The organism is Paracraurococcus lichenis (assembly GCF_030657435.1).
In the GTDB taxonomy this organism is placed as follows: Bacteria; Pseudomonadota; Alphaproteobacteria; order Acetobacterales; family Acetobacteraceae; genus Paracraurococcus; species Paracraurococcus lichenis.
In genome coordinates this window covers 1-25,050 of the sequence record NZ_JAUTWS010000068.1, presented here as the reverse complement: position 1 = coordinate 25,050, position 25,050 = coordinate 1, and the positions used below count along the sequence as shown (strand labels likewise).

The 25,050-nt window shown below is 66.1% G+C and carries 23 protein-coding genes; 13 read left to right on the top strand and 10 right to left on the bottom strand.

The window, feature by feature from the left end:
* On the bottom strand, positions 1–953 hold a 953-nt coding region (locus tag Q7A36_RS32365; RefSeq protein ID WP_305107928.1), incomplete at its 3' end, for a hypothetical protein.
* A gap of 233 nt (positions 954–1,186) precedes the next feature.
* Positions 1,187–1,537, bottom strand: coding sequence for a winged helix-turn-helix domain-containing protein (locus Q7A36_RS32360; protein ID WP_305107927.1), 351 nt, complete (start codon positions 1,535–1,537; stop codon positions 1,187–1,189).
* Between the two features lie 111 nt (positions 1,538–1,648).
* Between Q7A36_RS32360 and Q7A36_RS32355 the strand changes: the two genes are divergently transcribed.
* Together Q7A36_RS32355 and Q7A36_RS32350 are read left to right on the top strand one after the other, a co-directional pair.
* Complete coding sequence (locus Q7A36_RS32355) at positions 1,649–3,145, top strand: aldehyde dehydrogenase family protein (RefSeq protein ID WP_305107926.1); 1,497 nt, start codon at positions 1,649–1,651, stop codon at positions 3,143–3,145.
* Between the two features lie 344 nt (positions 3,146–3,489).
* Complete coding sequence (locus tag Q7A36_RS32350) at positions 3,490–4,983, top strand: aldehyde dehydrogenase family protein (RefSeq protein WP_305107925.1); 1,494 nt, start codon at positions 3,490–3,492, stop codon at positions 4,981–4,983.
* A 324-nt stretch (positions 4,984–5,307) separates the two neighbouring features.
* Here the strand turns inward: Q7A36_RS32350 and Q7A36_RS32345 are convergent, their stop codons facing one another.
* From Q7A36_RS32345 to Q7A36_RS32335, 3 genes are all read right to left on the bottom strand, one after another.
* Positions 5,308–6,300, bottom strand: a complete 993-nt coding sequence (locus Q7A36_RS32345) for an SMP-30/gluconolactonase/LRE family protein (protein ID WP_305107924.1) — start codon at positions 6,298–6,300, stop codon at positions 5,308–5,310.
* Between the two features lie 386 nt (positions 6,301–6,686).
* Positions 6,687–9,053 (bottom strand): xanthine dehydrogenase family protein molybdopterin-binding subunit, encoded by a 2,367-nt coding sequence (locus Q7A36_RS32340; protein ID WP_305107923.1) that lies wholly within the window; start codon positions 9,051–9,053, stop codon positions 6,687–6,689.
* Between the two features lie 40 nt (positions 9,054–9,093).
* Complete coding sequence (locus Q7A36_RS32335; protein ID WP_305107922.1) at positions 9,094–10,590, bottom strand: aldehyde dehydrogenase family protein; 1,497 nt, start codon at positions 10,588–10,590, stop codon at positions 9,094–9,096.
* 426 nt (positions 10,591–11,016) lie between these two features.
* Between Q7A36_RS32335 and modA the strand changes: the two genes are divergently transcribed.
* From modA to Q7A36_RS32310, 5 genes are all read left to right on the top strand, one after another.
* On the top strand, positions 11,017–11,799 hold the full coding sequence (modA, locus tag Q7A36_RS32330) for a molybdate ABC transporter substrate-binding protein (protein WP_305107921.1): 783 nt from the start codon (positions 11,017–11,019) through the stop codon (positions 11,797–11,799).
* A 7-nt stretch (positions 11,800–11,806) separates the two neighbouring features.
* On the top strand, positions 11,807–12,505 hold the full coding sequence (gene modB, locus Q7A36_RS32325; RefSeq protein WP_305107920.1) for a molybdate ABC transporter permease subunit: 699 nt from the start codon (positions 11,807–11,809) through the stop codon (positions 12,503–12,505).
* Positions 12,505–13,665 (top strand): molybdenum ABC transporter ATP-binding protein, encoded by a 1,161-nt coding sequence (gene modC, locus Q7A36_RS32320; RefSeq protein WP_305107919.1) that lies wholly within the window; start codon positions 12,505–12,507, stop codon positions 13,663–13,665. Before modB ends, modC begins: the two co-directional genes overlap by 1 nt.
* A 65-nt stretch (positions 13,666–13,730) precedes the next feature.
* Entirely contained in the window at positions 13,731–14,723 is a 993-nt protein-coding gene (locus Q7A36_RS32315; RefSeq protein ID WP_305107918.1) for a TroA family protein, read from the top strand.
* 35 nt (positions 14,724–14,758) lie between these two features.
* Positions 14,759–15,127, top strand: coding sequence for a winged helix-turn-helix domain-containing protein (locus tag Q7A36_RS32310; RefSeq protein WP_305107917.1), 369 nt, complete (start codon positions 14,759–14,761; stop codon positions 15,125–15,127).
* 15 nt (positions 15,128–15,142) lie between these two features.
* On the opposite strand, the gene Q7A36_RS32305 is transcribed toward Q7A36_RS32310, so the two are convergent.
* Positions 15,143–15,991 (bottom strand): LysR family transcriptional regulator, encoded by an 849-nt coding sequence (locus tag Q7A36_RS32305; protein ID WP_305107929.1) that lies wholly within the window; start codon positions 15,989–15,991, stop codon positions 15,143–15,145.
* Positions 15,992–16,149: 158 nt separating this feature from the next.
* Here Q7A36_RS32305 and Q7A36_RS32300 point away from each other — a divergent pair, with 158 nt between their 5' ends.
* Both Q7A36_RS32300 and modD read left to right on the top strand, forming a co-directional pair.
* Positions 16,150–16,761: a pyridoxamine 5'-phosphate oxidase family protein gene (locus tag Q7A36_RS32300; RefSeq protein WP_305107916.1), complete on the top strand. Its 612-nt coding sequence runs from the start codon at positions 16,150–16,152 to the stop codon at positions 16,759–16,761.
* Positions 16,762–16,885: 124 nt separating this feature from the next.
* Entirely contained in the window at positions 16,886–17,809 is a 924-nt protein-coding gene (gene modD, locus Q7A36_RS32295; protein WP_305107915.1) for a ModD protein, read from the top strand.
* Between the two features lie 477 nt (positions 17,810–18,286).
* Here the strand turns inward: modD and Q7A36_RS32290 are convergent, their stop codons facing one another.
* Both Q7A36_RS32290 and Q7A36_RS32285 read right to left on the bottom strand, forming a co-directional pair.
* Positions 18,287–18,553, bottom strand: a complete 267-nt coding sequence (locus tag Q7A36_RS32290) for an HU family DNA-binding protein (RefSeq protein WP_305107914.1) — start codon at positions 18,551–18,553, stop codon at positions 18,287–18,289.
* Positions 18,554–18,748: 195 nt separating this feature from the next.
* Entirely contained in the window at positions 18,749–19,114 is a 366-nt protein-coding gene (locus Q7A36_RS32285) for a hypothetical protein (RefSeq protein ID WP_305107913.1), read from the bottom strand.
* Between the two features lie 906 nt (positions 19,115–20,020).
* On the opposite strand from Q7A36_RS32285, the gene Q7A36_RS32280 reads away from it, so the two are divergent.
* From Q7A36_RS32280 to Q7A36_RS32265, 4 genes are all read left to right on the top strand, one after another.
* Positions 20,021–20,731 carry an IS6 family transposase gene (locus Q7A36_RS32280; RefSeq protein ID WP_305107912.1) on the top strand — a complete coding sequence of 237 codons (711 nt, stop codon included), beginning with the start codon at positions 20,021–20,023 and terminating at the stop codon, positions 20,729–20,731.
* Positions 20,732–20,948: 217 nt separating this feature from the next.
* On the top strand, positions 20,949–21,167 hold the full coding sequence (locus Q7A36_RS32275) for a hypothetical protein (RefSeq protein WP_305107911.1): 219 nt from the start codon (positions 20,949–20,951) through the stop codon (positions 21,165–21,167).
* An 87-nt stretch (positions 21,168–21,254) separates the two neighbouring features.
* Positions 21,255–21,833, top strand: coding sequence for an IS5 family transposase (locus tag Q7A36_RS32270; RefSeq protein WP_305107910.1), 579 nt, complete (start codon positions 21,255–21,257; stop codon positions 21,831–21,833).
* A 117-nt stretch (positions 21,834–21,950) separates the two neighbouring features.
* Entirely contained in the window at positions 21,951–22,106 is a 156-nt protein-coding gene (locus Q7A36_RS32265) for a hypothetical protein (RefSeq protein WP_305107909.1), read from the top strand.
* 411 nt (positions 22,107–22,517) lie between these two features.
* On the opposite strand, the gene Q7A36_RS32260 is transcribed toward Q7A36_RS32265, so the two are convergent.
* Positions 22,518–24,410: a S8 family serine peptidase gene (locus Q7A36_RS32260; protein WP_305107908.1), complete on the bottom strand. Its 1,893-nt coding sequence runs from the start codon at positions 24,408–24,410 to the stop codon at positions 22,518–22,520.
* 419 nt (positions 24,411–24,829) lie between these two features.
* On the bottom strand, positions 24,830–24,955 hold the full coding sequence (locus tag Q7A36_RS32255) for a hypothetical protein (protein ID WP_305107907.1): 126 nt from the start codon (positions 24,953–24,955) through the stop codon (positions 24,830–24,832).
* Between the last annotated feature and the right edge of the window lie 95 nt (positions 24,956–25,050).

Sequence of the window (25,050 nt, the reverse complement as noted above, 5' to 3'; positions counted from 1 at the left end):
CAACGCTCTGCGGCGTGCCTTAACAATGCAGTCTGCCCGGAGCGGCCGCCGACGTATAGGACCGTACCGATAGCGGCTGGAGGCGCAACCACCTCTTCGTGCACATGCGGGGCCAGTTCCTGCTCGACAATGGCGAGTTCGTGCGCCGTGCGCTGCAACATGTGTTGCAGCTCAGCCCGTGCGGCCCGCTCGGATTGCAGCGTTGTTTCAGCTTCCGTCAATCGATGTTCGAGCGTTTCCCGCCGCCGTACCTCCCGATCCAACTGACGCCGCAGCTCGGCAATCAGCATGTCGATCTCTGATGAATCTGCAGCGCACGGCTTTGCGACAGACCGCAGCGACTGCTGCGCGACCACCTCCTGCAGGGTGCGGATCCGGGCGTCGCGCTCGGTCAGGTTGTCGCGCAGGCGGGCCTGTTGGCGCGCGACTGTATCACGTAGCGCCGCAATCTCACGCTCCTGCATAGCGAGGCGCCTGATATCTGCGCGGTTAGCAGCGCCTACCAGGTGCGAGAGCATGTGAACTTCGCCGAAGATTTCTGAAACCAACGACTGGTCGGTCGCAGGGTGAGTGAGCGCAGCCCAGTATGCGCCAGGAATATCGCCGGCTTCCAGCGCTTCACGCCACAACTGGCGAACGCCTTCTACCTCAGTCGCGGCGTCGAACCGCCTCACGACGACCCGGTGTCGCTCGTCCAATGCCTTGTTCAGCAGTTTCCCTGCTTGATCATGACGGCCCGCGAGACTGACGGCGAGACCATGCAGGGTGTGGTCTGTCGCGTAAGGCGCATCTTGACCGAGCTTGCGTAGTAGGCGCCGAAGCTCGTTGGTCGAAAGACAGGTACCAATGATGGAGCAGTGAAAGAGACTAGCGAGTTCCCAGATATGCCGGCGGCGCGACGGCTCGGCTCGGAGCCTAAGTGGCGTCGGCGTCTCAAAGATTGAAGTCTGCATTTCACCCCTGGGCACGGGCAAGCGGACCGCACACTCACAATCTCCCTCCGGACGTCGAGGTAACCTCGCGGCAATGACTGTCTTCGTCCTGACCGGCCCGCCTATTGCTCGCCACTGCATGAGTGTCTCCGCCGATCCGCTTCGCTATACACGAACAACGATAGCGAAGAGGACGGATCAGGCCAGACCAGTGAACACAGGAAACACAATAGGTTGAAGTGCGATGGTCTGTTCTATGCAGCGGGCGAACGGTCTGCTGCGCGCTGCGCTGCCATCTCGACGGCTCGATAGCGCAGAATGAGGGTTCTTCCGGCCTCAGTGAGGGTGGCGCCACCCCCATTCCGGCCGCCCGGCGCCCGAGACACGACGGGCTCTCCGAGCGCGGCGTCCAGTTCCTCCACCAGCTTCCAGGCGCGCGGATACGACATGCCGAGCGCACGCGAAGCGGCAGCGATCGAGCCAGTTTCCGCGATGGTCTCGAGCAGCGCGATCTTCCCCGGCCCAATCCTTCCCCCTGACGCGAGATCAAGGCGAATGGTTACGCGCGTGGGCGGGACGGTCTTGCCGGATGCGGTCTTGGCCATGAAAGAAGTTCAGGTTCTGCCGCCATCATCGTAGCACGTCTCGGCGCCACACTCGACATGCGCTCCGTCGAGCGCTATGAATCGGTACATATAACGAAGGAGGAATTCCCCATGGACCTTGCTACCTCCCATGGCCGCCTGAGCGCGGCCGCGCGCGACTTCGTCGCTCGCAAACATCGTCTGCTGGTCGATGGGCAGTGGGTCGAAGCGCGATCGGGCAAGACCTTCGCGGTCTACGATCCTTCGAATGGGCAGCAGATTGCGGCAGTTGCCGAGGGTGGGGCGGAGGACATCGACCTTGCGGTCGCCGCGGCGCGGCGCGCCTTTGAGGACGGCCCCTGGAGCCGCCTGAAGCCCACGGAGCGCGGCAAGTTGGTCTGGCGCCTCGGCGATATTCTGGAGGCGCATGCCGAGGAACTGGCTGAGCTGGAAGCGCTCGACAACGGCAAGCCGATCCGTGATGCCCGCGCCGTCGACGTTCCTTTCGGCTGCGAGCTACTGCGCTATATGGGAGGCTGGTCCACCAAAATCACAGGCCAGCATATCCCGATTTCGGCGCCGGGAGACTGGCATGCCTATTCGATTCGCGAGCCCGTCGGCGTGGTGGGGCAGATCATCCCCTGGAATTTCCCATTGCTTATGGCGGTGTGGAAGATCGCACCGGCGCTGGCCGCCGGTTGTACGATTGTCCTCAAGCCCGCCGAGCAGACACCGCTCTCGGCCATCCGGCTTGGCGAACTGATCCAGGAAGCCGGTTTCCCACCGGGTGTGGTGAACGTCATCACCGGCGACGGTACGCCCGGTGCGGCGCTCGCCGCCCATCCGGACGTCGATAAGGTGGCCTTCACCGGCTCGACCGACGTCGGCAAGCTGATCGTGCAGGCTGCGGCCGGTAACCTGAAGAAAGTCAGCCTTGAGCTCGGCGGGAAGTCCCCGGCCATCGTCTTCCCGGACGCCGACCTCTCCGTTGCCATTCCTGGTGCAGCAAACGGCATCTTCTTCAACATGGGCCAGTGCTGTACGGCCGGTTCGCGGCTCTTCGTGCACGAGCGGGTGTTCGACCGCATGATGACGGGGCTATCGGATGAGGCAGCCAAGCTGAAGATCGGTCCCGGCCTTGACCCTGAGACGCGGATCGGGCCGCTGGTTTCCGAGGAGCAGTTCCAGCGCGTCACCGGGTTCCTCGAGAGCGGTCGTCAGCAGGGTGCCGAAGTGGTTACCGGCGGCAAGCGCCACGGCAACCAGGGCTATTTCGTCGAGCCCACCATCCTCACCCGCACGACGCCGGAGATGAAGGTGGTTCGCGAGGAGATTTTCGGCCCGGTGGTTTGTGCCATCCGCTACGGCGACGACGACCTCGACCGCATCGCCAAGCAAGGCAATGCGACGGAGTACGGCCTCGCCGCCTCGATCTGGACCCGTGACATCGGCGTCGCGCACAAGCTGGCGCGCAAGCTGAAGGCCGGCTCAGTCTGGATCAATGTGCACAACTTCAACGATGTCGCACTTCCGTTCGGCGGCTACAAGCAGTCCGGCTGGGGACGCGAGATGGGTTACGAGGCCATCGAGCTCTACACCGAGACGAAGGCGGTCGCGGCTCTCCTATAAGCCTGCGGCAGGCGGCACTGCGGCTGGCAAGCGTGCCGGCCGCAGCACTGCTGGCAGCCGGAACCGTCCTCCTGGCCCGAAAAGTCGACGCACTGCTCGACGGCCGCGGTCTCCTCAATGCGACGGCTCACGAGGTGTGCGGCCTCCTGTTTGAAGCGCCGACGGGGCGGACAGTCTACGGGCTCACCATGTTTGGCGCTTAGCTGCGCGCTGACCGGCTCGCGCTGTTCCTTGTCTCCGACGCAGGTCATGTCGCGCCCGCGTGATACGGCCTGCTCGCCCGTCTATTCCCGATCATCAGACCTATCCGCCCTGATCCACTCCCTCAGTGAGAGGAGCACGACATGAACGAGATCAATCGAAGTTCCCCAATGCACCCGTTCCTCGACGGCAAGCCGAAGCGGATGCTGATCGACGGCAAATGGCTGGAGGCGGCCTCCGGCAAGACTTTCGAGACGATCAACCCGGCAACTGGCGAGGTGCTCGCCAGGGTTGCGGAGGGTGATGTCGAGGACGTTGACCGCGCAGTCGAAGCCGCCCGGCGTGCCTTTACCGGCCCGTGGTCCAGGGCCAAGCCGTTTGAGCGGCAGAGCTTGCTGCTGAAGCTCGCCGACCTCGTGGAGAGGCATTTCGATGAGTTGGCGGCGCTGGATACGCTCGACATGGGGGCGCCAATCAGCCGCACCCGCGGCAGCCGTCTGCGTGCCTTGGGTATGCTACGCTATTACGCTGGGCAGGCGGTCTCCATTCACGGCGAGGCAATCGAGAACTCGCTGCCGGGTGAGTATGCCTCGTTCACCCTGAAGGAGCCTGTCGGGGTCGTTGGCGCGATCATTCCCTGGAACGGACCGCTGACCGCCACGATCTGGAAAATCGGCCCCGCCTTGGCGACAGGCTGCACCGTGGTGCTGAAGCCTGCGGAGGAGGCGCCACTCACCCCGCTTCGCCTCGCCGAACTCTGCCAGGAAGCCGGCGTGCCACCTGGTGTTGTAAACGTGGTGCCGGGTTACGGTGAGACTGCTGGTGCGGCTTTGGCAGCCCACCGCGGGGTGGATAAGGTTGCGTTCACGGGGTCGCATCTCACCGGCCAGAAGATCATTCAGGCTTCGGCGGGGAATCTGAAGCGCGTGTCGCTGGAACTCGGCGGAAAGTCGCCCGACGTGGTCTTCGCTGATGCTGATCTCGATGCGGCAGTACCAGGAGCTGGAATGGCAGTATTCGCCAACTCTGGGCAGATCTGCAGCGCCGGCACACGCCTCTTCGTCGAGCGTAAGATTTACGAGGAGTTCGCCGCGCGTGTCGCAGCCTATGGCAAGTCGCTCCGCGTCGGTGACGGGCTTGATCCGGACACGCAAGTTGGGCCGCTGGTATCCGCCGAACAACTGGATCGAGTCACCGGCTACCTCGCCATCGGCCGTCAAGAGGGTGCACGTCCGCTGTCAGGCGGTGAGCGGCTCACCGAGGGTGACATGGCCAGAGGCTATTTTGTGCCGCCGACCGTGTTCGCTGATGTCCGGGACGACATGCGCATCGCCCAGGAGGAGATCTTCGGACCGGTTATCTCGGCAATCCCCTTCGATGACATTGAGGAGGTCATTACCCGGGCTAATGCGACCAGCTTCGGCCTTGGCAGCGGACTGTGGACACGCGATGTGAGCAAGGCGCACAAGCTGGCGCGCGCAATACGTGCCGGCTCGGTTTGGATAAACTGTTACCAGGCCATGGACCCAGCCGTACCTTTTGGTGGATACAAGATGAGCGGCTACGGGCGCGAGAGCGGCAAGCAGCATGTGGAAGAGTATCTGAACGTCAAGTCAGTCTGGATTCGGACTGACTGAACGCGCCAACGGCCCAAGGATGTCCCGGAGCTTCAGCCTGAGGCTCCGTGTTCCCTCTCCGCAGAACAGCATAGCACCGTGAAGTTCGGCGGAGGGGAAACTCGAATCGAGGTTTTGATGTGCGTATTCCTGGCACGCACATGGGGGGTCCGACCGATCTCCACTCAGTACCTCATCTCGGAAATTGTCGTGAAACTTCCTACACTACTCCCCGGAGTCTAGGGCAGCACTGCAAGCTAGGCTGAGACGTAAGCCGACCAGCCGGGGCAGGTTGCGTCCTGCCTCGACTGGTGGCGCAGCTCACGGCCTGGGCCCGGCTTACGCTTACCTCGGCTGTGGCACGGCAATCGCCCGATAGGGCGGTGGCGTTTGCGCCTTGAACTGGGGCTCAAACAGGTACTTCAGCGGCACGTCGAGAACGTAGATCGTGTTGCCAACCTGAGCCAGCGAAACAGGCCCCTCCAGTCCGCCCCGAATCGTCTGGACGGTCGCGCTATCGTCTTGGATGGTGATCAGGTCGAGTGTTCCTTTGGTCTCGCCTTCGACCATGAGCAGCGTATTCGGCCCGGCCGCGCGGAGACCATCAGAATGATAGAGGGGTCTTGACGTGGCGAGCTTGGTTACCTTTCCGGCGCTACCATCTGACTGGCGGGCGACGCGGAACAGCCCATCTCCCTCGAACAGATTGACATAGACAGACCCATCGTCGAGCACCGCAATCCCATCGAGTTGCGGACCCTTCGTATTCCAGCGCTCATCGCGCGCCCAAACCTCGAGCGCGTTGGCACCCGGTCGCAATCGCAGGATGTATCCGGAAAGGGAATCGGTGACGAACGCTGTGCCGTCGTTCGCCACGGCGATGTCGTTGCAGAGCGGCGCCTGGCCCGCAATGGGAGAGGCGGGCAGTTGGAAGCTGGCCTTCAGTGTTCCAGTAGCCAGGTCGAACAGCTTGAGCGAGGTCGGTGTGCTGCCACTTGGCACTGTGATCCCGGCCCAGCTCATATCGACGGAGCAGGCATACAGTGTGTTGGACCGCTCATCCGCTAGGACGCCCAACACGGAAGACAGGCCACCCGCGCCCGCATGGAGCCATTCGCTGGCCTCCGTCGCACCCGGCTGCGCCCGGAAAACACGCCCTCCGGCCATGCTGCTGAAGTAAAGCGTTCCATCCCTTGTAGCCGTCATACTCTCGGGAAAGTCCGTGCGGCCTGGAACGACCACGTCTGCGGCGCGCGACCCTGAGGATGTAGCCGCACCGAGCAGTGCGAAGGTGAGGATAGCCCCTAAACGACGGATGCGTCCGGCTTTACAGAACATTGGCTCTCCACTCCTCCTCTTATCATGGACGTCGTTTCAACGCCTTCATCCGCACGCGATGGGTTAGACCGTCGTGCAGTCAGGACCTCCGCATCCACCGACGCGGATGAACTGAAGTCTTGTCGCGCAGCTATTGGAGCTGCGGAGTTGCCAGGAAGGCTATGATAGAGTGAATATAGCGAGAGTGGCGGTTCGTGCGCAATCAAGATCGTCGTGCGCATTCTTGGCAGTCGCCTCAGCGCTGATCGAGCACCTCATGGATGCTGCCTCGTCGCGATTCGGCAGACGTTTATGAAAGGCGTTCATTCCTCCGGCTGCACGAGGAGAGTCGGCGTTGACACCGCTTCATCAGGATTGGAGCTGAGAGGGGCAAATCGCGTCGTGCGTCAGCCGGTCCGCTGCAGCCCACGGGCGTCGGCGATTGCCTGCCAGACCCGCTCCGGCGTAGCGGGCATGTCGATGTGCGTCACGCCGAAGACGGAAAGTGCGTCCACCAACGCATTCACCACCGCCGGCAAGGATCCGGCACAGCCCGCTTCTCCACAGCCCTTCACTCCGAGCGGGTTGGTACGGGCCGGCACCGGGTGGCTCTCAAAGCCGAAGTCCGGTAGGTCGCCAGCGCGGGGCAGGCCGTAGTCCATGTAAGAGCCGGTCAGGGGCTGACCGGCTTCATCATAGTTCACCCGCTCCATTAGCGCCTGGCCAAAGCCCTGGGCGATGCCGCCATGTGCCTGGCCGGCGACGAGCATCGGGTTCACCAGTACGCCGAAATCATTGACTGTCGCGTAGCGCACCAGCTCCACAATGCCGGTCTCAGGGTCGACCTCCACCTCAGCAATATGGCAGCCATTCGGGAAAGCCGAAGGAACTCCCTTGAAGACGTGGCTTACATCCAGGGTACGCGGCAGATCCTCCGGCAGGTTCTCCGCGCTGCGCACCCAGCTTGCCAAATCCAGAATACTCACGCCGATGTCCGTGCCGACGACGGTGAAGCGGCCGCGATGGAACTCCACGTCTGCCGCATCTACTTCCAGCCGATGTGCTGCCAGGCGCTTGCCGCGTTCGACAACCAGATCGCTTGCTTCCAGGATGGCACCGCCGCTCTGCATCATCGAGCGTGACCCGCCGGTGCCGCCGCCTGCCAGCATCTCGTCGGAGTCACCCTGCAGCAGTCGGATGCGGTCGAACGGAATGCCAAGGCGGCCTGCCAGCACCTGGGCGAAGGGCGAGGCATGGCCCTGCCCGTAATCCAGCGTTCCGGTGATGATGGTGACGCTGCCATCCGGCTCGAAGCGGATGCCACCCATCTCGTTGCCCGCATCGGCTGTGACCTCGAGATATTGCCCGACGCCGCGGCCACGAAGCCGCCCCCGGGACTCGCTTTCCGCCTGACGTGCGGCATAGCCCGACCAGTCCGCCGCGCGCAGAGCCTTGGCCAGCACCGTCGGGAAATCACCATCGTCATAGACCATGCCGGACGGTGCACGGTACGGCATCTGCCCGGGCCGGATATGGTTGCGGCGGCGTAGTTCCAGGCTGTCGATCCCCATCTCGCGGGCGGCAGTCTCGACCAGCCGCTCCATGTAGTAGTTTCCCTCTGGCCTGCCGGCGCCGCGATAGGCCCCAACTGGGGTGGTGTTGGAGAAGAGGCAGCGTGTCGAAACCTCGACCAGCGGTGTGGCGTAGACGCCGATGATGTTCTTTACCGTATTCAGTGTTGGCGGGATCGTGGTCGCATTGCTGAGCCAGGCGCCGAGATTTCCATAGCCCGTCACCCTGAGCGCGAGGAACCGCCCGTCCGCCGCCAGTGCCAGTTCGCAGATCATCTCGTGGTCGCGGCCGTGGCTATCGGAGAGGAAGCTCTCGGTCCGCGCATCGGTCCACCTCACCGGCCGGCCGAGCAGCCGCGCCGCGTGGAGAAGGCAGATATACTCGGGGTAGCAGGACGCCTTCATCCCGAAGGAGCCGCCAACATTGCCCGTGAGGACACGCACCTTCTCCACCGGCACGCCGAGCACGCTGGCAATCAGCGCCCGCTGACCGAAGACGCCTTGGCAACCGAGGCGCAGCACAAAGCGGCCGGTCGCAGCGTCGTACTCGCCGATGGCCGAGCGCGGTTCCATTGGACAGACCACGACGCGATTGTTACGGAGCGATAAGCGCGTGACATGCGTCGCGGCGGCGAAGGCTGCGGCAACCTTATCCGTATCGCCGTAATGAAAATCGAGGCAGAGGTTCCCGGGTGCCGCCTCATGCAACAGCGGCGCACCAGGCGCAGCGGCCTCACTGGCTGTTGTGACTGCCGGAAGGGCCTCGATCTCTGGGAGGATCACCTCTGCCGCGTCCCTCGCCTCCGCGGCACTCGCCGCAACGATCATGGCGATCGGTTCCCCGACGTAGCGGACGCGGCCGGTGGCAAGCGTGCTCTGCGCGGGACGCGGTGTGGAGGAGCCGTCGCGGTTCTTGCCCGTGGCGGCCGGCATCGTGCGGATACCCGCTGCCGCCAGCTCCGCTGCGGTGACGATGGCGACGACCCCTGGCATGGAGCGCGCTTCATCCAGGTCAAGCGGCCCCAACACGCCATGCGCGATGGGGCTGCGCAGCATCACGGCATGAAGCTGGTCGGGTAAGCTCAGGTCGTCGGTGTAGCGGCCCTCACCACGCAGCAGCACCGGATCCTCCTTCCGGGCGACCGGCTGGCCGACAGCAAATTTCCCCTCGGAGAGCGAGGTAACGTCGAGCGGAAGATCCATTGGTAAGGCCTCTGAGGCGAGTGATGCAGTCGGCGGGAGGTCAGACGGCCTTTGGCGGAAGGTCGAGGTTCACGCTGACATTCTTTCGTTGGGTGAAGCTGTCCAGCATTCCTTCCAACGAGAATTCGCGGCCAATGCCACTCTGCTTGAAGCCGCCATACGAATGGCCCGGAACTTGACCGCCAGCCTGGTTCACCTGCACCCAGCCGGCTTCCAATTGATGCGCGGTGCGCAACGCGGTGGCTACATCACGCGTGAACACATAGGCAGCCAGGCCGTAATGGCTGTCATTCGCCATCCGCAGCATCTCCGCTTCGTCGTCCCAGGAGATGGCGACCAGCACTGGGCCAAAGATTTCCTCCCGGGCCAGACGCCACTCGTTGGTGGCGTCGGCAAAGATGGTTGGCACGGCGAAGTAGCCCTCAGACAGCGGTCCTTCGCTCGGCGGCAACCCACCGACGACGAGCCGCGCATCCCGCCGGCCGATGCCCTCCTTCACGTAGCCGCAGACCCGGTCGAATTGCTTGCGGTTGATAATGGTGCCGATGTCGGTCGCCTCATCCAGCGGGTCGCCAAGCGTCAGCGTAGCGACCTTCGCTGCCAATCGTGTCAACACGCTGTCGAAGACACGGCGATGAAGGAACAGGCGCGAGCCCGCGGTGCACGATTGGCTCTGGCGGGTGAAGCGCATCGCGGCAATGATGCCGTCGATCACCCACTCCTCGGGCCCCACATCCGGATACACGATGCAAGGCGACTTGCCGCCGAGTTCGAGTGAGACAGGCACGATCCGTTCCGCCGCCCAGCTCATGATGAGCTTGCCCACGGCGGTGGATCCGGTGAACGACAGCTTGCGGACGGCCGGGTGCCGCGCGAGTGGTTCGCCCGCTTCCGGTCCTGTCCCGGTCAGCACATTCAGGACGCCCGGCGGCAGGTGGTCCTGGCAGATGGCGGCGAGCATCAGCACGCCGAGCGGTGCGTCTTCTGCCGCCTTCAGCACAACCGTATTGCCTGCACAGAGCGCCGGTGCAATCTTCAATGCCGCCAGCAGTACCGGCGCATTCCAGGGAATGATAGCACCGACCACGCCAATGGGTTCGCGCCGCGTGTAGCTGAGGACGTGATCGCCAAGTGGAATGGTCTCGCCCTTCAGTTCACTGGCCAACCCACCGAAGTAGCGAAAGATCTGTGACAGGCCCTGCGCCTCCGGTCGCGCCTGGGTACGCAACGCATTGCCGGTCTCCATCGCCACCTGGCGTGCGATCTCCTCGGCCCGACCCTCCAGCACGTCGGCGATGCGCAACAGCGCGCGGCCGCGCTCCCGTGGTGGTATCCTTGACCAGTCAGGGAAAGCTGCCAGCGCCGCGGCAACCGCGGCCGCCACATCTCCCGCGCGGCCGCGGGGCACGGCCGCGATCGGCTGACGGTTTGCCGGGTTCTCCACCAGGATTGTCTCGCCCGATGTCGCCAGCACCCAATCGCCGCCGACCAGCATGGGGCGCGGTGTGGGGGTTGCGGCGCCGCCAACTGCGTTCATGGTGCGGTCTCCTCTGTCGGAGCGTAGGCGGCCCGCCAAGTCAGGCGTGCGCTGACAGACCAGGCGCTCGATCTATTCGTTCATTAATAGCGCCTGATCAGGCGGGCGCCAAGCCACGGGGGCAGCGGGCTATGACGAGCTGCCCGAAGCTCGCGCTGCAGGTCAGCAACGAAGGACGCGAGAGTACTGGCCAGCGAGTGCTGCGTCCAAGCGCCACACCATAGTCGGAGAGCTGCTGCATGCGACATGCACTGAGCTTGGCGCCACGCGCTGTCGTGTAGGCCGGACACCGCATCCGCACCGCTCGACGCGGACTAGTGTTCTATCGGAACGCTTTCTCTGCCTGCTGACACTCGGGAGTGGATGGACGAGTGGTGGACATCTCCGTTATCCGGTGCTGAACACAACGTTGCCGGGATGTCTCCCATGCTCCTGCTTCAGCGCCGTAGCTTGTTCACCGTCGCGGCGGCCGCCCCGCTCTTGCGTGCCACCCCCGGCCATGCCCAGGAGGCCCTGACCGTCTTCGCCGCGGCCAGCCTGACCGATGCACTGCGGGTGCTGGCGCAGGAGTGGCAGGCCCGCGGCAATTCGGCGCCGCGCCTCTCCTTTGCCGCTTCGTCGGCGCTGGCGCGGCAGATGGAGCAGGGCGCGCCCGCCGACCTCTTCATGTCGGCCGACGAGCCCTGGATGGATTACGTCCAGCAGCGCGACCTGATCGTGAACGACACCCGCGTCAGCCCCCTCGGCAACGCTCTGGTGCTGGTGGCGCCGGTGGATGCGGCACGGCCCGTGACCCTCGCGCGCGGCACGGACCTCGCCGCGCTGCTCGGACCACAAGGCCGGATCGCCACCGGCGACCCGGCGCATGTGCCGGTCGGCAAGTATGCGCAGGCGGCGCTGACCTGGATGGGGCAGTGGGATGCGCTGTCGCCGCGCCTCGCCCGGGCCGACAACGTCCGCTCTGCCCTGCTCCTGGTCGAGCGGGGCGAGGCGCCCTACGGTATCGTCTACGCCACCGACGCGGCGGTCAGCCAGGGCGTCCGAGTGGTCGGCACCTTCCCGACCGAGAGCCATCCGCCCATCACCTATCCCTTCGCGCTCACCCGTCGTGCTGCCAGCAACCCTCAGGCGCGCGCCCTACTCGCCTTCCTGGCGGGACCAGAGGCCGCGCCAACTTGGCAGCGCTTCGGCTTCAGTCTGTCGCGCTGACACCGTCATGGCGTTGGAGCTGAGCCCGGAGGAGTGGCAGGCGGTCCGGCTCAGCCTGAGTGTGGCGTCCCGCTCGGTCGTCGTCTCCCTGGTGCCGGCCGTCGGCGTCGCACTGCTGCTCGCCCGGGGACGGTTCCCCGGGCGCTCGCTGCTCGATGCGCTGGTGCACCTGCCTTTGGTGGTGCCGCCGGTCGTGGTCGGCTGGATCTTGCTGATGCTGTTCGGCGTGCGCGGCCCGATTGGCGGGCCACTGCACGACTGGTTCGGCGTCCGGCTGGTCTTCACCACTGACGGCGCGGCGCTGGCCACCGCCGTCATGTCCTTCCCGCTGATCGTCCGCGCCGTGCGGCTGGGGCTGGAGGGGGTGGACCCTGGCCTCGAGGCAGCGGCGCGCACTCTCGGCGCCGGGCCGTTCGACCGCTTCCTCACCGTCACCTTGCCGCTGATGTCGCCCGGCATCCTGGCCGGCGCGGTCACCGCCTTCGCCGCCGGCCTCGGTGAGTTTGGCGCCGTCATCACCTTTGCTTCCAATATCCCGGGGGAGACGCAGACCCTGCCGCTGGCGATCTACAGTGCCACCCAGACGCCGGGGGGCGAAGCGATGGCGGCGCGGCTCGCCGGCATCTCCTTCGCGCTGGCCGTCGGCGGGCTCCTACTGGCGGAACTGATCGCGCGGCGGATGCAGATGCTGCTGGGGCGCGGCTGATGCTGGAGGTCGCGCTGCGGCACCGCTTCGGCCACGATGGCTTCGCGCTCGACCTCGCCTTCAACGCGCCGGGCGTGGGGGTGACCGCGCTTTTCGGGCCCTCTGGCTGCGGCAAGAGCACCATCCTCGCCACCGTCGCCGGCCTGCTGCGGCCGGGCGAGGGCCGGGTGGTACTGGACGGGACGGCGCTGATCGACACCGGCCGGGGTGTCGTGGTGCCACCGGAGCGGCGGCGTTGCGCCGTGGTGTTCCAGGATGCCCGCCTGTTCCCGCACCTGAGCGTCGAGACCAACCTCCGCTACGGCCTGCGGCGCGCGGCGCCGGGCGCCGCCGGGCCGGGCTTTGAGGAGGTGGTCGCACTGCTGGGCATCGGCCATCTGCTCGGGCGCCGCCCGGCCCGGCTCTCGGGTGGCGAGCGGCAGCGAGTGGCGCTCGGCCGCGCCCTCCTGGCCCGGCCGCGGCTGCTGCTGATGGACGAACCGCTAGCGGCGCTGGATGCTGACCGCCGCGGCGAGGTGCTGCCCTTCCTGGCGCAACTGCGTGCGACGGCCCGCCTGCCGATCCTCTACGTGACCCACGCATTAGAGGAGGTCGACGCCCTGGCCGACCATCTGGTGTTGCTGGAGAGCGGCCGCCTGGTCGCGGAGGGGGCGGTCGAGCACCTCTCCCTACGAACCGACCTGCCGCTCGCGGCGCGCCGTGACGCGGGCGCAGTCCTGCCGTGCACCGTCATCGGCCATGACCCTTCCCGGGGCCTCACCCGGCTTGCCTTTGCCGGTGGCGAACTGACCCTGCCGCTGCGGGACGAGTCGCCGGGCACTCGCGCGCGGGTCCGGCTGAGAGCCCGCGATGTCGCGGTCGCCACCGAGATGCCGCGTGGCCTGTCCACCCAGAACCTTCTGCCTGCGATGCTCACGGCAATTGGCGAAGCGTCCTCGCCGCACGAGGCATTCCTGCGACTGCAGGTCGGACCCTCTCTGCTGCTCTCGCGCGTGACGCGGGACAGCATCCAGCGGCTGGGTCTCGAGCCCGGCATGCCGGTCTGGGCTGTCCTGAAGGCCGTGACTTTTGACCGCGCCGGGGCCGCCGCGTCGCGTCACGATTTCGCTGCGTTGGGGCCCGGCCAGGACGCAAATCGCCTCTCGGAGACCGCAGCATGAACCACCCTCCACCGGCGGGTGGCAATCCCATTGCACGCCGCACCGCACTGCGAGCAGGCGCCACCTTGGCGCTGGCCGCCGTGCTGCCACATCCCGGTCGAGCGCAACCAGAAACGCGCGCGGTAGTGGACGCGGCCGGACGCCACGTGACGGTCCCAGCGCCGCCGAGGCGCGTGTTTCCGGCAGGGCCGGGCGCGGCGGTCCTCGTCGCCGTTCTGGCGCCTGACCGCCTCGCCGGTTGGACCGGTGCCCTGCCGGCCGCGGCGCGGGAGGTCCTGCCGGGCAGCCTGAGGGACAAACCGGTGCTTGGCCGCCTCACTGCCACGCCGCCCACCGCGGATGTCGCGCGGGTGCGGGACAGCGGCGCCGACCTGGTCGTCGATATGGGCACGGTGAATGCCGCCTATGCCGCGATTGCGGAGAGGATCCAGGGCGGGAGCGGCGTGCCGGCGATCCTGCTCGACGGCGCGCTCGCACGTACCCCGGCGCTGCTGCGGCAGGCCGGGACGCTGCTCGGCACGGCAGCACGCGGGGAGGCGCTCGCAGCCCAGGCCGAAGGATTGCTCGCCGACACACGGTCCCGCGTCGCCGGCTGGCAGCCTCCGCGTCTCTGGTACGGCCGGGGTGAGCGCGCACTGCAGGCTGCCTCGCCGGCGTCGATCGGCACCGAGGTGCCGGTCCTGCTCGGCTGCACCCTGCCGACGCCGGCCGCAGGCGATCCAGCCGGCGCATCAGCCGCGCCGGTGGAAGTCTTTGCGCCTGAGGTGGTGCTCGTCGAGCGGGCCTCGCTCGCGGAAGCGCTGCGGACGGATCCGCTCTGGGCCGCGACGCCTGCTGGCCGGGCCGGCCGTATTCTGGTGGCGCCGAGCGGACCCTTCGGCTGGGTTGACGGGCCGCCTTCGGTCCAGCGGCTACTCGGGCTGCCATGGCTGCTGTCGGCAGTCCGACCCGATCTGTTGCCACCCACCGCCATGCGGGCCGAGGCTGCGGGCCTGCTCGGGTCCCTCTTCGGCATCGCTGCCGATGATGGGCTTCTCGATCGCATGCTCGCGGCATGATGCAACGGACGGCGGCAATGCTAGAATAGCAGATCATGAAGCCAGCAACGCGGAAGACCGAACCGACCATCGGCGCCCTCAGCCTGCGGATTGATCTCGCGCACGGGCGCATTGGGCCCGGCAAGATCGATCTGCTGGAGGCGATCGACCGGGAGGGGTCGATCTCCGCCGCGGGCCGGGCGCTAAGCATGAGCTACAAGCGTGCCTGGGATCTGGTTGACGCACTGAACCAGATCCTCGGCACCCCGGTCGTAGCGACCAGCCCGGGCGGATACCGCGGTGGCGGGGCCGTGCTGACCGATGCCGGCCGCAACCTGGTCGCCGATTATCGCGCCATCGAGCGCGCCGCCCAGCGCGCGGCTGAGCCGCGCCTCACGGCACTGGCCCGGCGCGTCCGCGCCTGACCATCCAGGAGGGTACTACTCCCAAGCGAGTGCGTCGCAGATCCAAGCCAGGAAGGCCTGCGCGGCGGGCGATAGGGCGCGTCCGGCCGCCGGCACCGCGGCGAGCCCGTCGGCGAAGGGCAGGAAGCCGCATGGCGCAACCAGCCGCCCGGCAGCCAGGTCGTCGTGCACCATGCGGCGCTCCAGCAGCGCCAGCCCGAGACCGGAGATCGCTACCTCGATGCAGAGATGGGTATGCGGGAAGAGCAGCTCCGCCGTATGCTCCAGCCGTAGCCCGGCTGCGGCCTGCCAGAGGTCCCAGGCCCGCGTGGTGTGCTCGTGCGCGATCCGGGTCGCGCAGGTGAGCACCTGGTTCTTCACCGTGGCCGGATAACCAGGGGCACAGACCGGGCCGAAGGCGACGCTGGCCACGGGAATGGCGCGCTGCTGGTCCGCCTCCGGATAGCCGGCACGATCCCAGGCCAGCACCAGGTCGGCTCCCTGGTAGCGAATCTCCCGCGCCGAGGTCATGGAGAGCCGCACCCGTACCTTCGGGTGACGGCGGTAGAAGCCCGCCAGCCGGGGCACCAGCCAGCGCATGGCGAAGGTGGCGCTGCAGGCGACGTGCAGGCTAGGGCCGCGGGCCTCCTCCAGCAGGCGTTGCCAGCCCTGCTCCAGCAGGTCGAGCGCGCCGGCCACCGTCTCGCGGAGCGCCTGTCCCGCGGCGGTCGGGCGTATGCCGGTGCCGGCCTTCTCAAACAGTGAGAACCCCGCCTGGTCCTGCAGGGCGCGGATCTGGCGGCTCACCGCGCTATGGGTGCGGCCGAGTTCCGCAGCGGCGCGGGTGACGGAGCCGAGCCGGGCGGTTGCCTCGAGGGCGCGCAGGGCGGAGAGCGGCGGCAGACGACGGGGCAGGGTGGGTCCCTTCGTGAGTTCGGCTGACCGAACCTGGAGCAGAACTCACTGGCTTGCCAGATCTGCCAAGGGTAGCAGCCCCGGGCGGAGGCGTCCGTTTGTGCGCCAACCTCACGCAGGAGCCCAACATGCCGCGTATCGCGACCGTCGAGGACCTTGAGGCGTTGTACGGACCGGTAGGCGAGGCTTCCACGGCAAAGGTGGCCGACCGGGTGACGGCGGAGTACCGCGCCATGATCGAGGCCGCACCTTTCGCGGCCCTCGCCACGGTGGGACCGGATGGCCTTGACTGCTCGCCACGCGGCGACCTCGCGGGGTTCGTGCGGGTGCAGGACGAGCACACGCTGCTGCTTCCCGACCGGCGCGGCAACAACCGCGTGGATAGCCTACGAAACATCATCCGTGACCCGCGCGTCGCGCTGATGTTCCTGATCCCGGGCTGGGGCAACGCGCTGCGGGTGAATGGCCGTGCCTACCTGGAGACGGATCCCGAACTGCGCGGCAATTTCGCGGTGGAGGGCAAGGCGCCGCGCTGCGTCGTGGTGATCGCGGTCTGCGAGGTCTACTTCCAGTGCGCTCGGGCGGTGATCCGGGCGGGCCTGTGGGATCCCGCCCGGCATGTCGCGCCCGGCGCCCTGCCTACCCCGGGGCGCATCCTGGCTGCGATGAGTGCCGATCGGGTGGGCGGTGACAAGTACGACCGCGACTGGGCCGGCCGGGCAGCCGCGACGATGTGGTAGTCGCGCCGTACCGGGTCTGGGCGGGAGCAGGCCACTCCGTCGCTTGGTGGCGCTGTATTTCCGTGCCAATAGCGCCGTGCCGATCGCCTCTCAGCAGGTGGTCTCGACAGCACCGGAGGCGCCCATGCCCTTCCTCTTGCCTGACGCGCGGCTCGACGCCATGCTGCGCGAGGACGCACCCTACGGCGACATGACCACCCTGGCGCTCAGTATCGGCGACAGGCCGGGCCGCGCGATGCTGCGGGCGGGCAGACCGATGACGGTCTGCTGCGCTGAGGAGGCCGAACGGCTTTTCCTACTCGCCGGGTGTACCGCGGTGCGCCGCTTCGCAACGTCGGGCTGCCAACTCGAGCAGGGCTCGGAGATCCTGGTTGCTGAAGGACCGGCCTGCGCACTGCATCTGGCTCACCGCACGGCACAGGTGCTGATGGAGGCGACCTCGGGCGTGGCGACGCGGGCACGCCGCATCCTCCTCTCCGCCCGGCAGGGCCGGCACAACATCGCAGTGGCTTGCACCCGCAAGCACATACCTGGCACCAAGGACGCGATGCTGAAGGCCGTGCTGGCGGCCGGCTGCACCGCGCACCGCTATGGCCAGTCGGAGAGCATCCTTGTTTTCGCGCAGCATCGCGCCTTTCTGGGCCGGGTTCCCCCGCGCGAGTGGATCGCCCGGCTTCGGGCCGCCCAGCCGGAACGCCGTCTCGTGATCGAGGCGGAGAGCGTTGATGAGGCTGTGCTATTCGCCAACTCCGGTGCCGATTGCGTGCAACTCGACCGCATGGCACCGGAGCAGGTGGCCGAGGCGGTTCGCGCCATCGCGGCGCTCGGTCGGAAGGTGCTGATTGCCGCCACGGGCGGTATCCACGAAGGCAATGCCACGGCATACGCAATGGCCGGCGCGGATGTCCTCGTCACCTCAGCGCCATACGCCGCTCCACCGCTTGATGTGAAGGTGGTCATGGCTGACGCGCATGCTGCACCGCAACAAGGAACACAGCTAGGACGCTCTCTGCTCGCAACCAACTGTTTAGCAGGGCCGAGGCCGTGAAACCCGACACCACCGCAGCGCATCTCATCAGTCAGCTTAACGGTGGCGTGATTGACCTCTCGGTGGCCCACGTATCGGCGACTGAGCGCTGGCGACATGCCGCCGAGGCACCAAGGCACGAGGAGGCGATAGAGCGCCTCCTCACCATGCTCTGGATTCTGGCCAGACGGCGTGATCGAGCGCGGTGGCCAGAACTTGTCGGGCGGAGAATGGGAAAAGCCGGATTTTAGCCTTCCTGTGCGTCTCGTCGCCAGGCTGCCCAGAACTGCCGGGTGGGAAAATCTGCAAAAGGCGCTGCGGGCCCGCCGAGCCGCCATGGTTGCCCGACTGGCGCGACGCTGATCCGCGATAGCGATCCCACACGGCCATCAACATCGTGCTGAACTGTAGGCTTGCAGTCAACGTTTCGCATATTCCAGCTGGCGAACTCTGGAAACACGGCCCCGATGCTTCACAGCCAAACGGGTCAGACCTTCGTCAACTGCGGGCTGCCTTCCGCTTGGCCTTCTTCAAGCCGGCCAGGGCGTCCTGCTTCAGGTTCGGGCTGGCCTTGAACTTGACCGTGGCACCCGCCTTGACCTTGACCTGCTCGCCGGTGCGCGGGTTCAGTGCGGTGCGCGCCTTGGTTTCGCGTACAACAAACCCGCCGAACTCCGGCAGGGTGAAGCGGCCGGTGGTGATGATCTCGTCGCGGATCGCGCCGATGATGTCGGCGGCAAGCGCGCCCGCCCGGTTGGCCGGCATGCCGTGGATTCAACGATGACATCGGTCAAGAAGCGCTTGGACAAGGGGCAACTCTCTCACGCGCCGACGCACCATGCGGCGGCACCGCTGATTGCCTTGACCTGCAGCCCGGCGTCAAGGAATTGCGGTCCCAGACCGTGTTCGCCTCACGCCTCCGATGGGTTCTGCATGCCCGACCGATCGACACCATGACTGCTACGCCGCGTGGCCGGTCTCGATTGGGTCGAGCCCGAGCTCGCGCCGCAGGTGGCCGTAGCGCGCTGGGTCCATCGCGCGACGGTCCTGCAGCAACACCCGCAGCGCCGCGACGCCGGCTGGGGTGAAGAACGCGCGCGTGCCCAGGATGCTCACCGGCTCGGGCGAGAGCGCGACCAGCCCGCGCTCGATCAGGCCGGCCACCACCTTCGGGATCTTGGCCTGCCCCGCCTGCGGGCCGGTGCGCCAGCGGCGAAGGAAGATACCCTCGGCGAGCGAGGGAAAGGTGCCGAAGCGCTGGCCGAACTCACGCCGGATGAGCTCGCGCTCGGCGGGGCTGAATATGTTGGCTTCGGAATGGGTCATGCATCCAGACAAGGCCCTCGCCGGCCCTCGCCGCAAGGGCTCTCGCACGCGCCGGTCAGATCTTCCGACCGGGCCCGGCGTGGTCAGTGTTCATCCGGGCGGAGCTGACGGCCCGGGCCAAGTGCGGGAAGCCTGCCCCGCATGGGTCACCGTAGCGCCCGATGCCGCCGCGATGGAGGCAGTCGCCCGCGAGGGCGTCGAGCATCTCGGGCAGGCCCGCGTCTGGCCCAAAGCGGGCGACTAGCCCGGCGAGGCCGTAGCGGCCAACCCTGCCGCAGGTCCGGCAGTCGAGCAGGAGCCAGGCGCCGCTGCCCCGGCCGCGCTCCGGCAGTGGCGCCGGCGCTCACCGTGGCTGCCGGCGCGGTCCTAGTTGCCCGTGCTCCGAGCACTGGTCGATCACGGGAGTGATCGGTACGGGAACAGGCGTCCCTTGTTGCGGGATGCGAACCGCGCCGTCGGGCCTTGGCGCCCTGTCGTCGCGCGCTGAGCGTGCCGGTCGGCGCCGGCAGGACCTGAAGCAACGAGCAGGCTCTGAACCGAAGCGTCGCCATGCCGAAATACAGTCACCACTGGCAACAGGACGGTCTGTGGCGGCTATCATTAGCCTGGGTGCGGGTAGCGATGAAGTATCGTGTCCTATAAACGAAGCACCAAGACACTCTGAAAGCGGCACAAATTACAAATTGATAGCGCATCGTAGCTTAATGCGCCCGGCCAAGTGCTACATGGTACTATGTTTGTGCTTCGCAAGAAGAGGCGAAGCAGGCCGAGCAGGAGGCGGCAACCTCCCACCCGGCCCTGACCACCACCCCGCTTTGGAGGAGCAGGACAGTGGCTTTCTTCCCCATGGCATTGTCAAGTTCGCGGTCTCTAGCCGAAACGAAGCGGCTGGGGCATGCTGACGAGATGACGCCCGAGCCCGCCACCTACCCCGGATACCGCTTCCCGGCCGAGATCATCAGTCAAGCCGTCTGGCTCTACCACGTCTTCGGCCTGAGCTTCCGAGAGGTGGAACTCATCCTGGCCGAGCGGGGCGTCACGGTCAGCCATGAGAGCATCCGCCAATGGTGTCTGAAGTTCGGGGCCGACTTCGCCCGCAAGCTCCGGAGACGACGGCCGAAGCCCGGCGATACCTGGCACCTCGATGAGGTGTTTCTGAAGATCAGCGGCGAGCTACACTATCTTTGGCGTGCGGTGGACCAGCACGGCGTCGTGCTCGACATCCTGGTGCAGGATCGGCGGAATGCCACGGCCGCCAAGCGCTTCTTCAAGCGCCTGCTCGCTGGGCTGAAGTACAAGCCCAAGCGCCTTGTCACGGATGGCCTGCGCAGTTACGGCGTGGCCCACCGCGAGCTCATGCCCGAGGTGAAGCACCGAACCAGTCGGTACCTGAACAACAGAGCGGAGAACTCGCATCGGCCAACGCGACGGCGAGAGCGCCAGATGCAGCGGTTCAAGTCGGCGGAGCAGGCCCAGCGTTTCCTGTCATCCCACGCCATGATCTATGGCCACTTCCGTCCGCGACGGCACCTGATGACCGCTGCCGAGTATCGGCATGCACGCGCCGAAGCCTTGCGAGTGTGGCGGCAGGAGACGTGCGTCCAAATGGCGGCGTGAAGCTCAGGATCAGACTGCCGCGCGATGATGCGCGCCTTGTAGCCCGACAAGTTGACGATGCCATCACAGTAGCGGTTGGACCATCTTCGCGTTTCGTCAGCTTCTCGCCGCTCAAAATGGGAGGGCCTGCGGGCCCATCAGGTTCTGAACGGTTTCATGGAAACGCGTCATCGGCGAGGGATTGCGCTCGCAAACAGATGGACGACGGGCGACCGAGATGGCGATCGCCGCCAACATTGAGAGCATGCAAAACCGTGGGGGCAGGGTCGGCCGACCATCAAACGGTATGCTCCTGGCCCGCGCGGGCGAGGGGAGCGGCGCCGGTGTGCTGGTGGCCGCGCTGGCGTTAGGGGTGGCGACCGAGACCGAAGTTGCCCAGATCGAGCGTGGCGAGGCGATCGGGCTGGCTGAACTCGGCTCCGAATGGGGGAAGTGACGCGGCTCACCGCGGCGCTGCAGGCCGGGAGCTTACCGGATTAGCGGTCCGCCGACCTTGCCCCCCACCGTTTTGCATGCTCTCCTGGTGGACAGCACGGGGCTGAAGTTGTGTGGGCCCGGCGAGTGGCTGATCGAGAAGCACGGCAGCAAGCGGCATCGTGGCTGGCGCAAGCTGCACATCGCCACGAGCGTCGACACGGGCCGGATCGTCGCGGTGCTGCTGACCGACAAGGATGTGGACGACGGCGGGCAGGTCGGCGCCTTGCTCGAGCAGATCGAGGAGCCGATCGCGTCCTTCAGCGGTGATGGTGCGTACGACCGTGACGATGTCTACGCCGAGGTCACGACACAGCACCCAGACGCGGCCGTGATCGTCCCACCCCGCGCGAACGCGGTGCCGAGCGAAACTGCGGAGACCGCACCGACACAGCGCGACCAACATCTGCAGTGTATTGCCGAGCGCGGCCGCATGGGCTGGCAGCGAACCTCGGGCTACAACGATCGTGCCTTGATCGAGGCTGACATCTCACGTTGGAAGCGCGTCATCGGTGACGGACTCCGATCGCAAACAGACGAGTGTCAGGCCACCGAGGTCGCCATCGCTGCTAATGTGCTGAACCGCATGCTCGAGCTCGGATGCCCGAACTATGTCCGCGTTGCATAAACCCGAATGCGGGTAGGGCTACGTGCATCCACACCACTGATCCGTGCACCACACTGGTGCATCGCTGATCGCGGCCGCATGGGCTGGCAGAGAGCTTCGGGCTACAATGATCGCGCCTTGATCGAGGCCGACGTCTCGCGCTGGAAGCGTGTCATCGGTGACGGGCTCCGATCGCAAACAGACGGGCGTCAGGCGACCGAGGTGGCCATCGCTGTCAGTGTGCTGAACCGCATGCTCGAGCTCGGATGCCCGAACTATGTCCGCGTCGTATGATCCCGAATGCGGGTAGGGCTACCTGCGTCCACACCGATGATCGGTGCAACAGCATGGGTCGCCGCCTCAAGCGGCCGATCCGCAGGTGATGGCGGTACTCCGCCCGTCGATGTGCTAGTCCTCGTCATGGCGTTGCTTGCCCCTCGTGGATTCGACACCCCGAGCCTACCGGCTCAGCGCGGGCTACGCCGCCTCTCCTTCCTCAACATCACACGGGACATCCCCCTTCGCGCCGGGCGCCTAGGGCATTCTCACGCTAAATGTACAGCATGAAAATGCTCCAGGCCCGGCGCGACGGGCGACAAGCTATGGATCGGACGTCCGGTCGCGGTGACCTTCACCGCAGCCGGCTGTCCCACCCGACCTGACCGGCACGATGCTCTACAGCATGATCGCCAGGATCCGTCGTTATCAGGCGTAGAGCGTGTCGAGATGTGGCAAATTCTGCACCCAGGATCCGGTGACCACCACGAAGTCACCCGACTTCCAGAGATAACCGTTTGCCGCCGTGACCGTCGCTCCGTCCGAAAGCACCGCGACATTGCCGGAGGCGGAGGCGAGCTTCACGCCATCGGTCAACCAGATCTTGTCGCCGGTTCCGAAGTCGGAAATGACATCCGCACCCGAGTTGCGCCCTTCGATGAAAACGTCGTCTCCGCCACTTCCGGACATCGTGTCATAACCATAGCCACCCCGGATGAAGTTGTTGCCTGAGTTGCCGCCGAGGATGTCGTTGCCGGCGCCACCGAACAGGTTCTCGAAAGTAGATCCCGCCTTGAATGTGAGGCTCACCGTATTCCCGTCCGGATCACGAAAGCTGCCCCCGTTGATCAGGTCCATCTTCAGATCGCCTGACGTGGCTGAGAAGTTGAGCGTGTCGTAGCCGTCATTGCTGTCGGCGAGCACGCCGCGCGACGGGTCCGCCTTAACCAGACCGGCCAACTCGTCGGTGAACAGGTACTGGTTGTCGCGGCCGGCGTCGTCACCGACTAGCCGCAGGCTCCAGGAGTTGAGGGTGCTGGTTGTGCCCGTGTTGTAATCATGGATCTTGAGCGTCCAGTTGCCGTTCGACTCCTCGCCCCAGAACTGCTCGGTAGTGAAGGTCGCGACCTTGCTGCCGAACGTGTTGGCGAGGGGGTGGTCGATCAGAACGCTCTCGGTGCCGGCGCCGCTGACGAGGCTGATCCTGTAATCGCTCCAGTCGAAATTACTGAGATTTACGGTCACCATCGCCTTCTCGACACGGATGTTGCTGCTGAAGCTCACCGAGTCTGAATAGTCCGCGCCCAGTGTCGAGCCGACGGTATGCGTGATCCCTGGATAGGCCTTGTCATACGGATTGCTGATGAACGCCTCGGCGAGGCGCACAGCTGCCGCGGCGTCGACCATGCCGAATCCGTAGTCGGCGCTGTGGTGCATGCCACCGCCGTTCCAGTCGTGGGCGTGGTTGGTCAGGTAGACCGCATCGGTTGCAGCAGTCTTGTGTGCGGTGATGCCGATGATCTCCTGGACATCGCGCCAGCCAAGGTTCCCGTTGGCCTGCAGAATCAGGTCGGCAATCCCCGCCACTGTCGGCGCGACGTAGGATGTGCCGCTCACGACCCCGGTGGAATCGGCAACCGTGGTGACGACGCGCTCGCCCGGAGCGACGACGTGCAGGGCGACGCCCGGCGTCGAGAACGCACTCACGTGACCGTTGATGTCGGTCGAGCCGACGGTGATCACGTATTGGGAGTTCTGCAGTCCGTGCAGGTTGATGTCGTCGCCCGCGGCCCGGCCGTTCCCGGCGCCGACCACATAGACCGTCCCGAGATTGCTCCGGCCGAAGGTCACGTTCTGGTAGAATTTGAAGTCGAGGAACCCGCGATCGGCCCAGGGGGCGAAGGTGAAACTCATGCTGGTGACGTCGGCGGTGCTCGACGCGTAGTCGACTGCCTGACCGAACTGCGCCTTCGTCGCCGAGGAGAGGGCAAGTTGCACGCCGATCAGGGTCGCGTCGTAGGCCACGCCCACCATGCCGACACCGTTCGCCGCCGCACCGAGCATCCCCATCGTCCCGGTGCCGTGCGTATCGGCCGCGAAGGCATCCGTGCCGCCGGTCATGACATTGTAGCTGAGCGTGCTGCTATAGTTCGTGAGATCGGGGTTCGTGTAGTTGAAGCCGTCATCGATGAAGGCCGTCTTGATGCCTGCGCCCGTGTATCCCAAGTTCCAGGCGCCGACAGCGTTGATGCTGTTCCTCCCGGGCGCGAGGTTCCACTGCGCCCCGCTCAGGTAGAGCGGGTCGTTCGGTGAAGCCGACATGTGATTCTCCTCTTCGGCTGACGGGCCGAAGCTGCCCCGTCGTCATGCGCTGCGGTCGGCTGACGGGCGCTCGATGCCGCCGGTCAGCTGCTCAGGACCGCGCCAGCGCGCGAGAGGACTGCAGGTCTGCCACTTGCATTTTGCCCACCATTGCTGGTGCGAGCAGGCCTGTTGGCGAGGTCCAAGTTCGCGCTGGCCATTTGCTTGTAATGGGCAGGAGGTGGCTCAACCCGTGCGCGTGTGCCTCATTTTTTTAATCGTCTGGGTTGTGCTCGGCGCCGCAGGCTCGTTGCAGCGGGTGGTACGGGTCGGGGCGCGCGAGAGCGTCGGGTCGGGTGGCCGCATGCGTGGACCTGCCCCGCTGTCACGGCTCTTCGGCAGGAAGCGTGAAAGAGAGCATGCAATGTCGTGGGGGCTGATCAGGCTGCCTTCGCCACGGCGTGTTGCTGACCGTCGGTGGGACGAAAGCCCGGATAGCGCTGCCGAAAGGCATCCTCGAGCGTGTCGTTCAGAACCGCCGTGCGGACGTCGAGGAAAGGCTGCACCGTCGTCCGGCTCCAGCGCATTTGCTGCGACGGGACTATCCGGAATTTCGTGTGGCACCGCGGTGATCAGGCGGTGGTGAAGCGGTCCTCGAAGA

Bases quoted from the DNA above. Each gene is read 5' to 3' on its own strand.
- Q7A36_RS32285 (WP_305107913.1), bottom strand. From the start codon at position 19,114: ATGACCCATTCCGAAGCCAACATATTCAGCCCCGCCGAGCGCGAGCTC.
- Q7A36_RS32355 (WP_305107926.1), top strand. From the start codon at position 1,649: ATGGACCTTGCTACCTCCCATGGCCGCCTGAGCGCGGCCGCGCGCGAC.
- modC (WP_305107919.1), top strand. From the start codon at position 12,505: ATGCTGGAGGTCGCGCTGCGGCACCGCTTCGGCCACGATGGCTTCGCG.
- Q7A36_RS32350 (WP_305107925.1), top strand. From the start codon at position 3,490: ATGAACGAGATCAATCGAAGTTCCCCAATGCACCCGTTCCTCGACGGC.
- Q7A36_RS32345 (WP_305107924.1), bottom strand. From the start codon at position 6,300: ATGTTCTGTAAAGCCGGACGCATCCGTCGTTTAGGGGCTATCCTCACC.
- Q7A36_RS32290 (WP_305107914.1), bottom strand. From the start codon at position 18,553: ATGCCGGCCAACCGGGCGGGCGCGCTTGCCGCCGACATCATCGGCGCG.
- Q7A36_RS32335 (WP_305107922.1), bottom strand. From the start codon at position 10,590: ATGAACGCAGTTGGCGGCGCCGCAACCCCCACACCGCGCCCCATGCTG.
- Q7A36_RS32300 (WP_305107916.1), top strand. From the start codon at position 16,150: ATGCCGCGTATCGCGACCGTCGAGGACCTTGAGGCGTTGTACGGACCG.
- Q7A36_RS32275 (WP_305107911.1), top strand. From the start codon at position 20,949: ATGGCGATCGCCGCCAACATTGAGAGCATGCAAAACCGTGGGGGCAGG.
- Q7A36_RS32340 (WP_305107923.1), bottom strand. From the start codon at position 9,053: ATGGATCTTCCGCTCGACGTTACCTCGCTCTCCGAGGGGAAATTTGCT.
- Q7A36_RS32260 (WP_305107908.1), bottom strand. From the start codon at position 24,410: ATGTCGGCTTCACCGAACGACCCGCTCTACCTGAGCGGGGCGCAGTGG.
- modD (WP_305107915.1), top strand. From the start codon at position 16,886: ATGCCCTTCCTCTTGCCTGACGCGCGGCTCGACGCCATGCTGCGCGAG.
- modA (WP_305107921.1), top strand. From the start codon at position 11,017: ATGCTCCTGCTTCAGCGCCGTAGCTTGTTCACCGTCGCGGCGGCCGCC.
- Q7A36_RS32310 (WP_305107917.1), top strand. From the start codon at position 14,759: ATGAAGCCAGCAACGCGGAAGACCGAACCGACCATCGGCGCCCTCAGC.
- Q7A36_RS32280 (WP_305107912.1), top strand. From the start codon at position 20,021: ATGACGCCCGAGCCCGCCACCTACCCCGGATACCGCTTCCCGGCCGAG.
- Q7A36_RS32360 (WP_305107927.1), bottom strand. From the start codon at position 1,537: ATGGCCAAGACCGCATCCGGCAAGACCGTCCCGCCCACGCGCGTAACC.
- modB (WP_305107920.1), top strand. From the start codon at position 11,807: ATGGCGTTGGAGCTGAGCCCGGAGGAGTGGCAGGCGGTCCGGCTCAGC.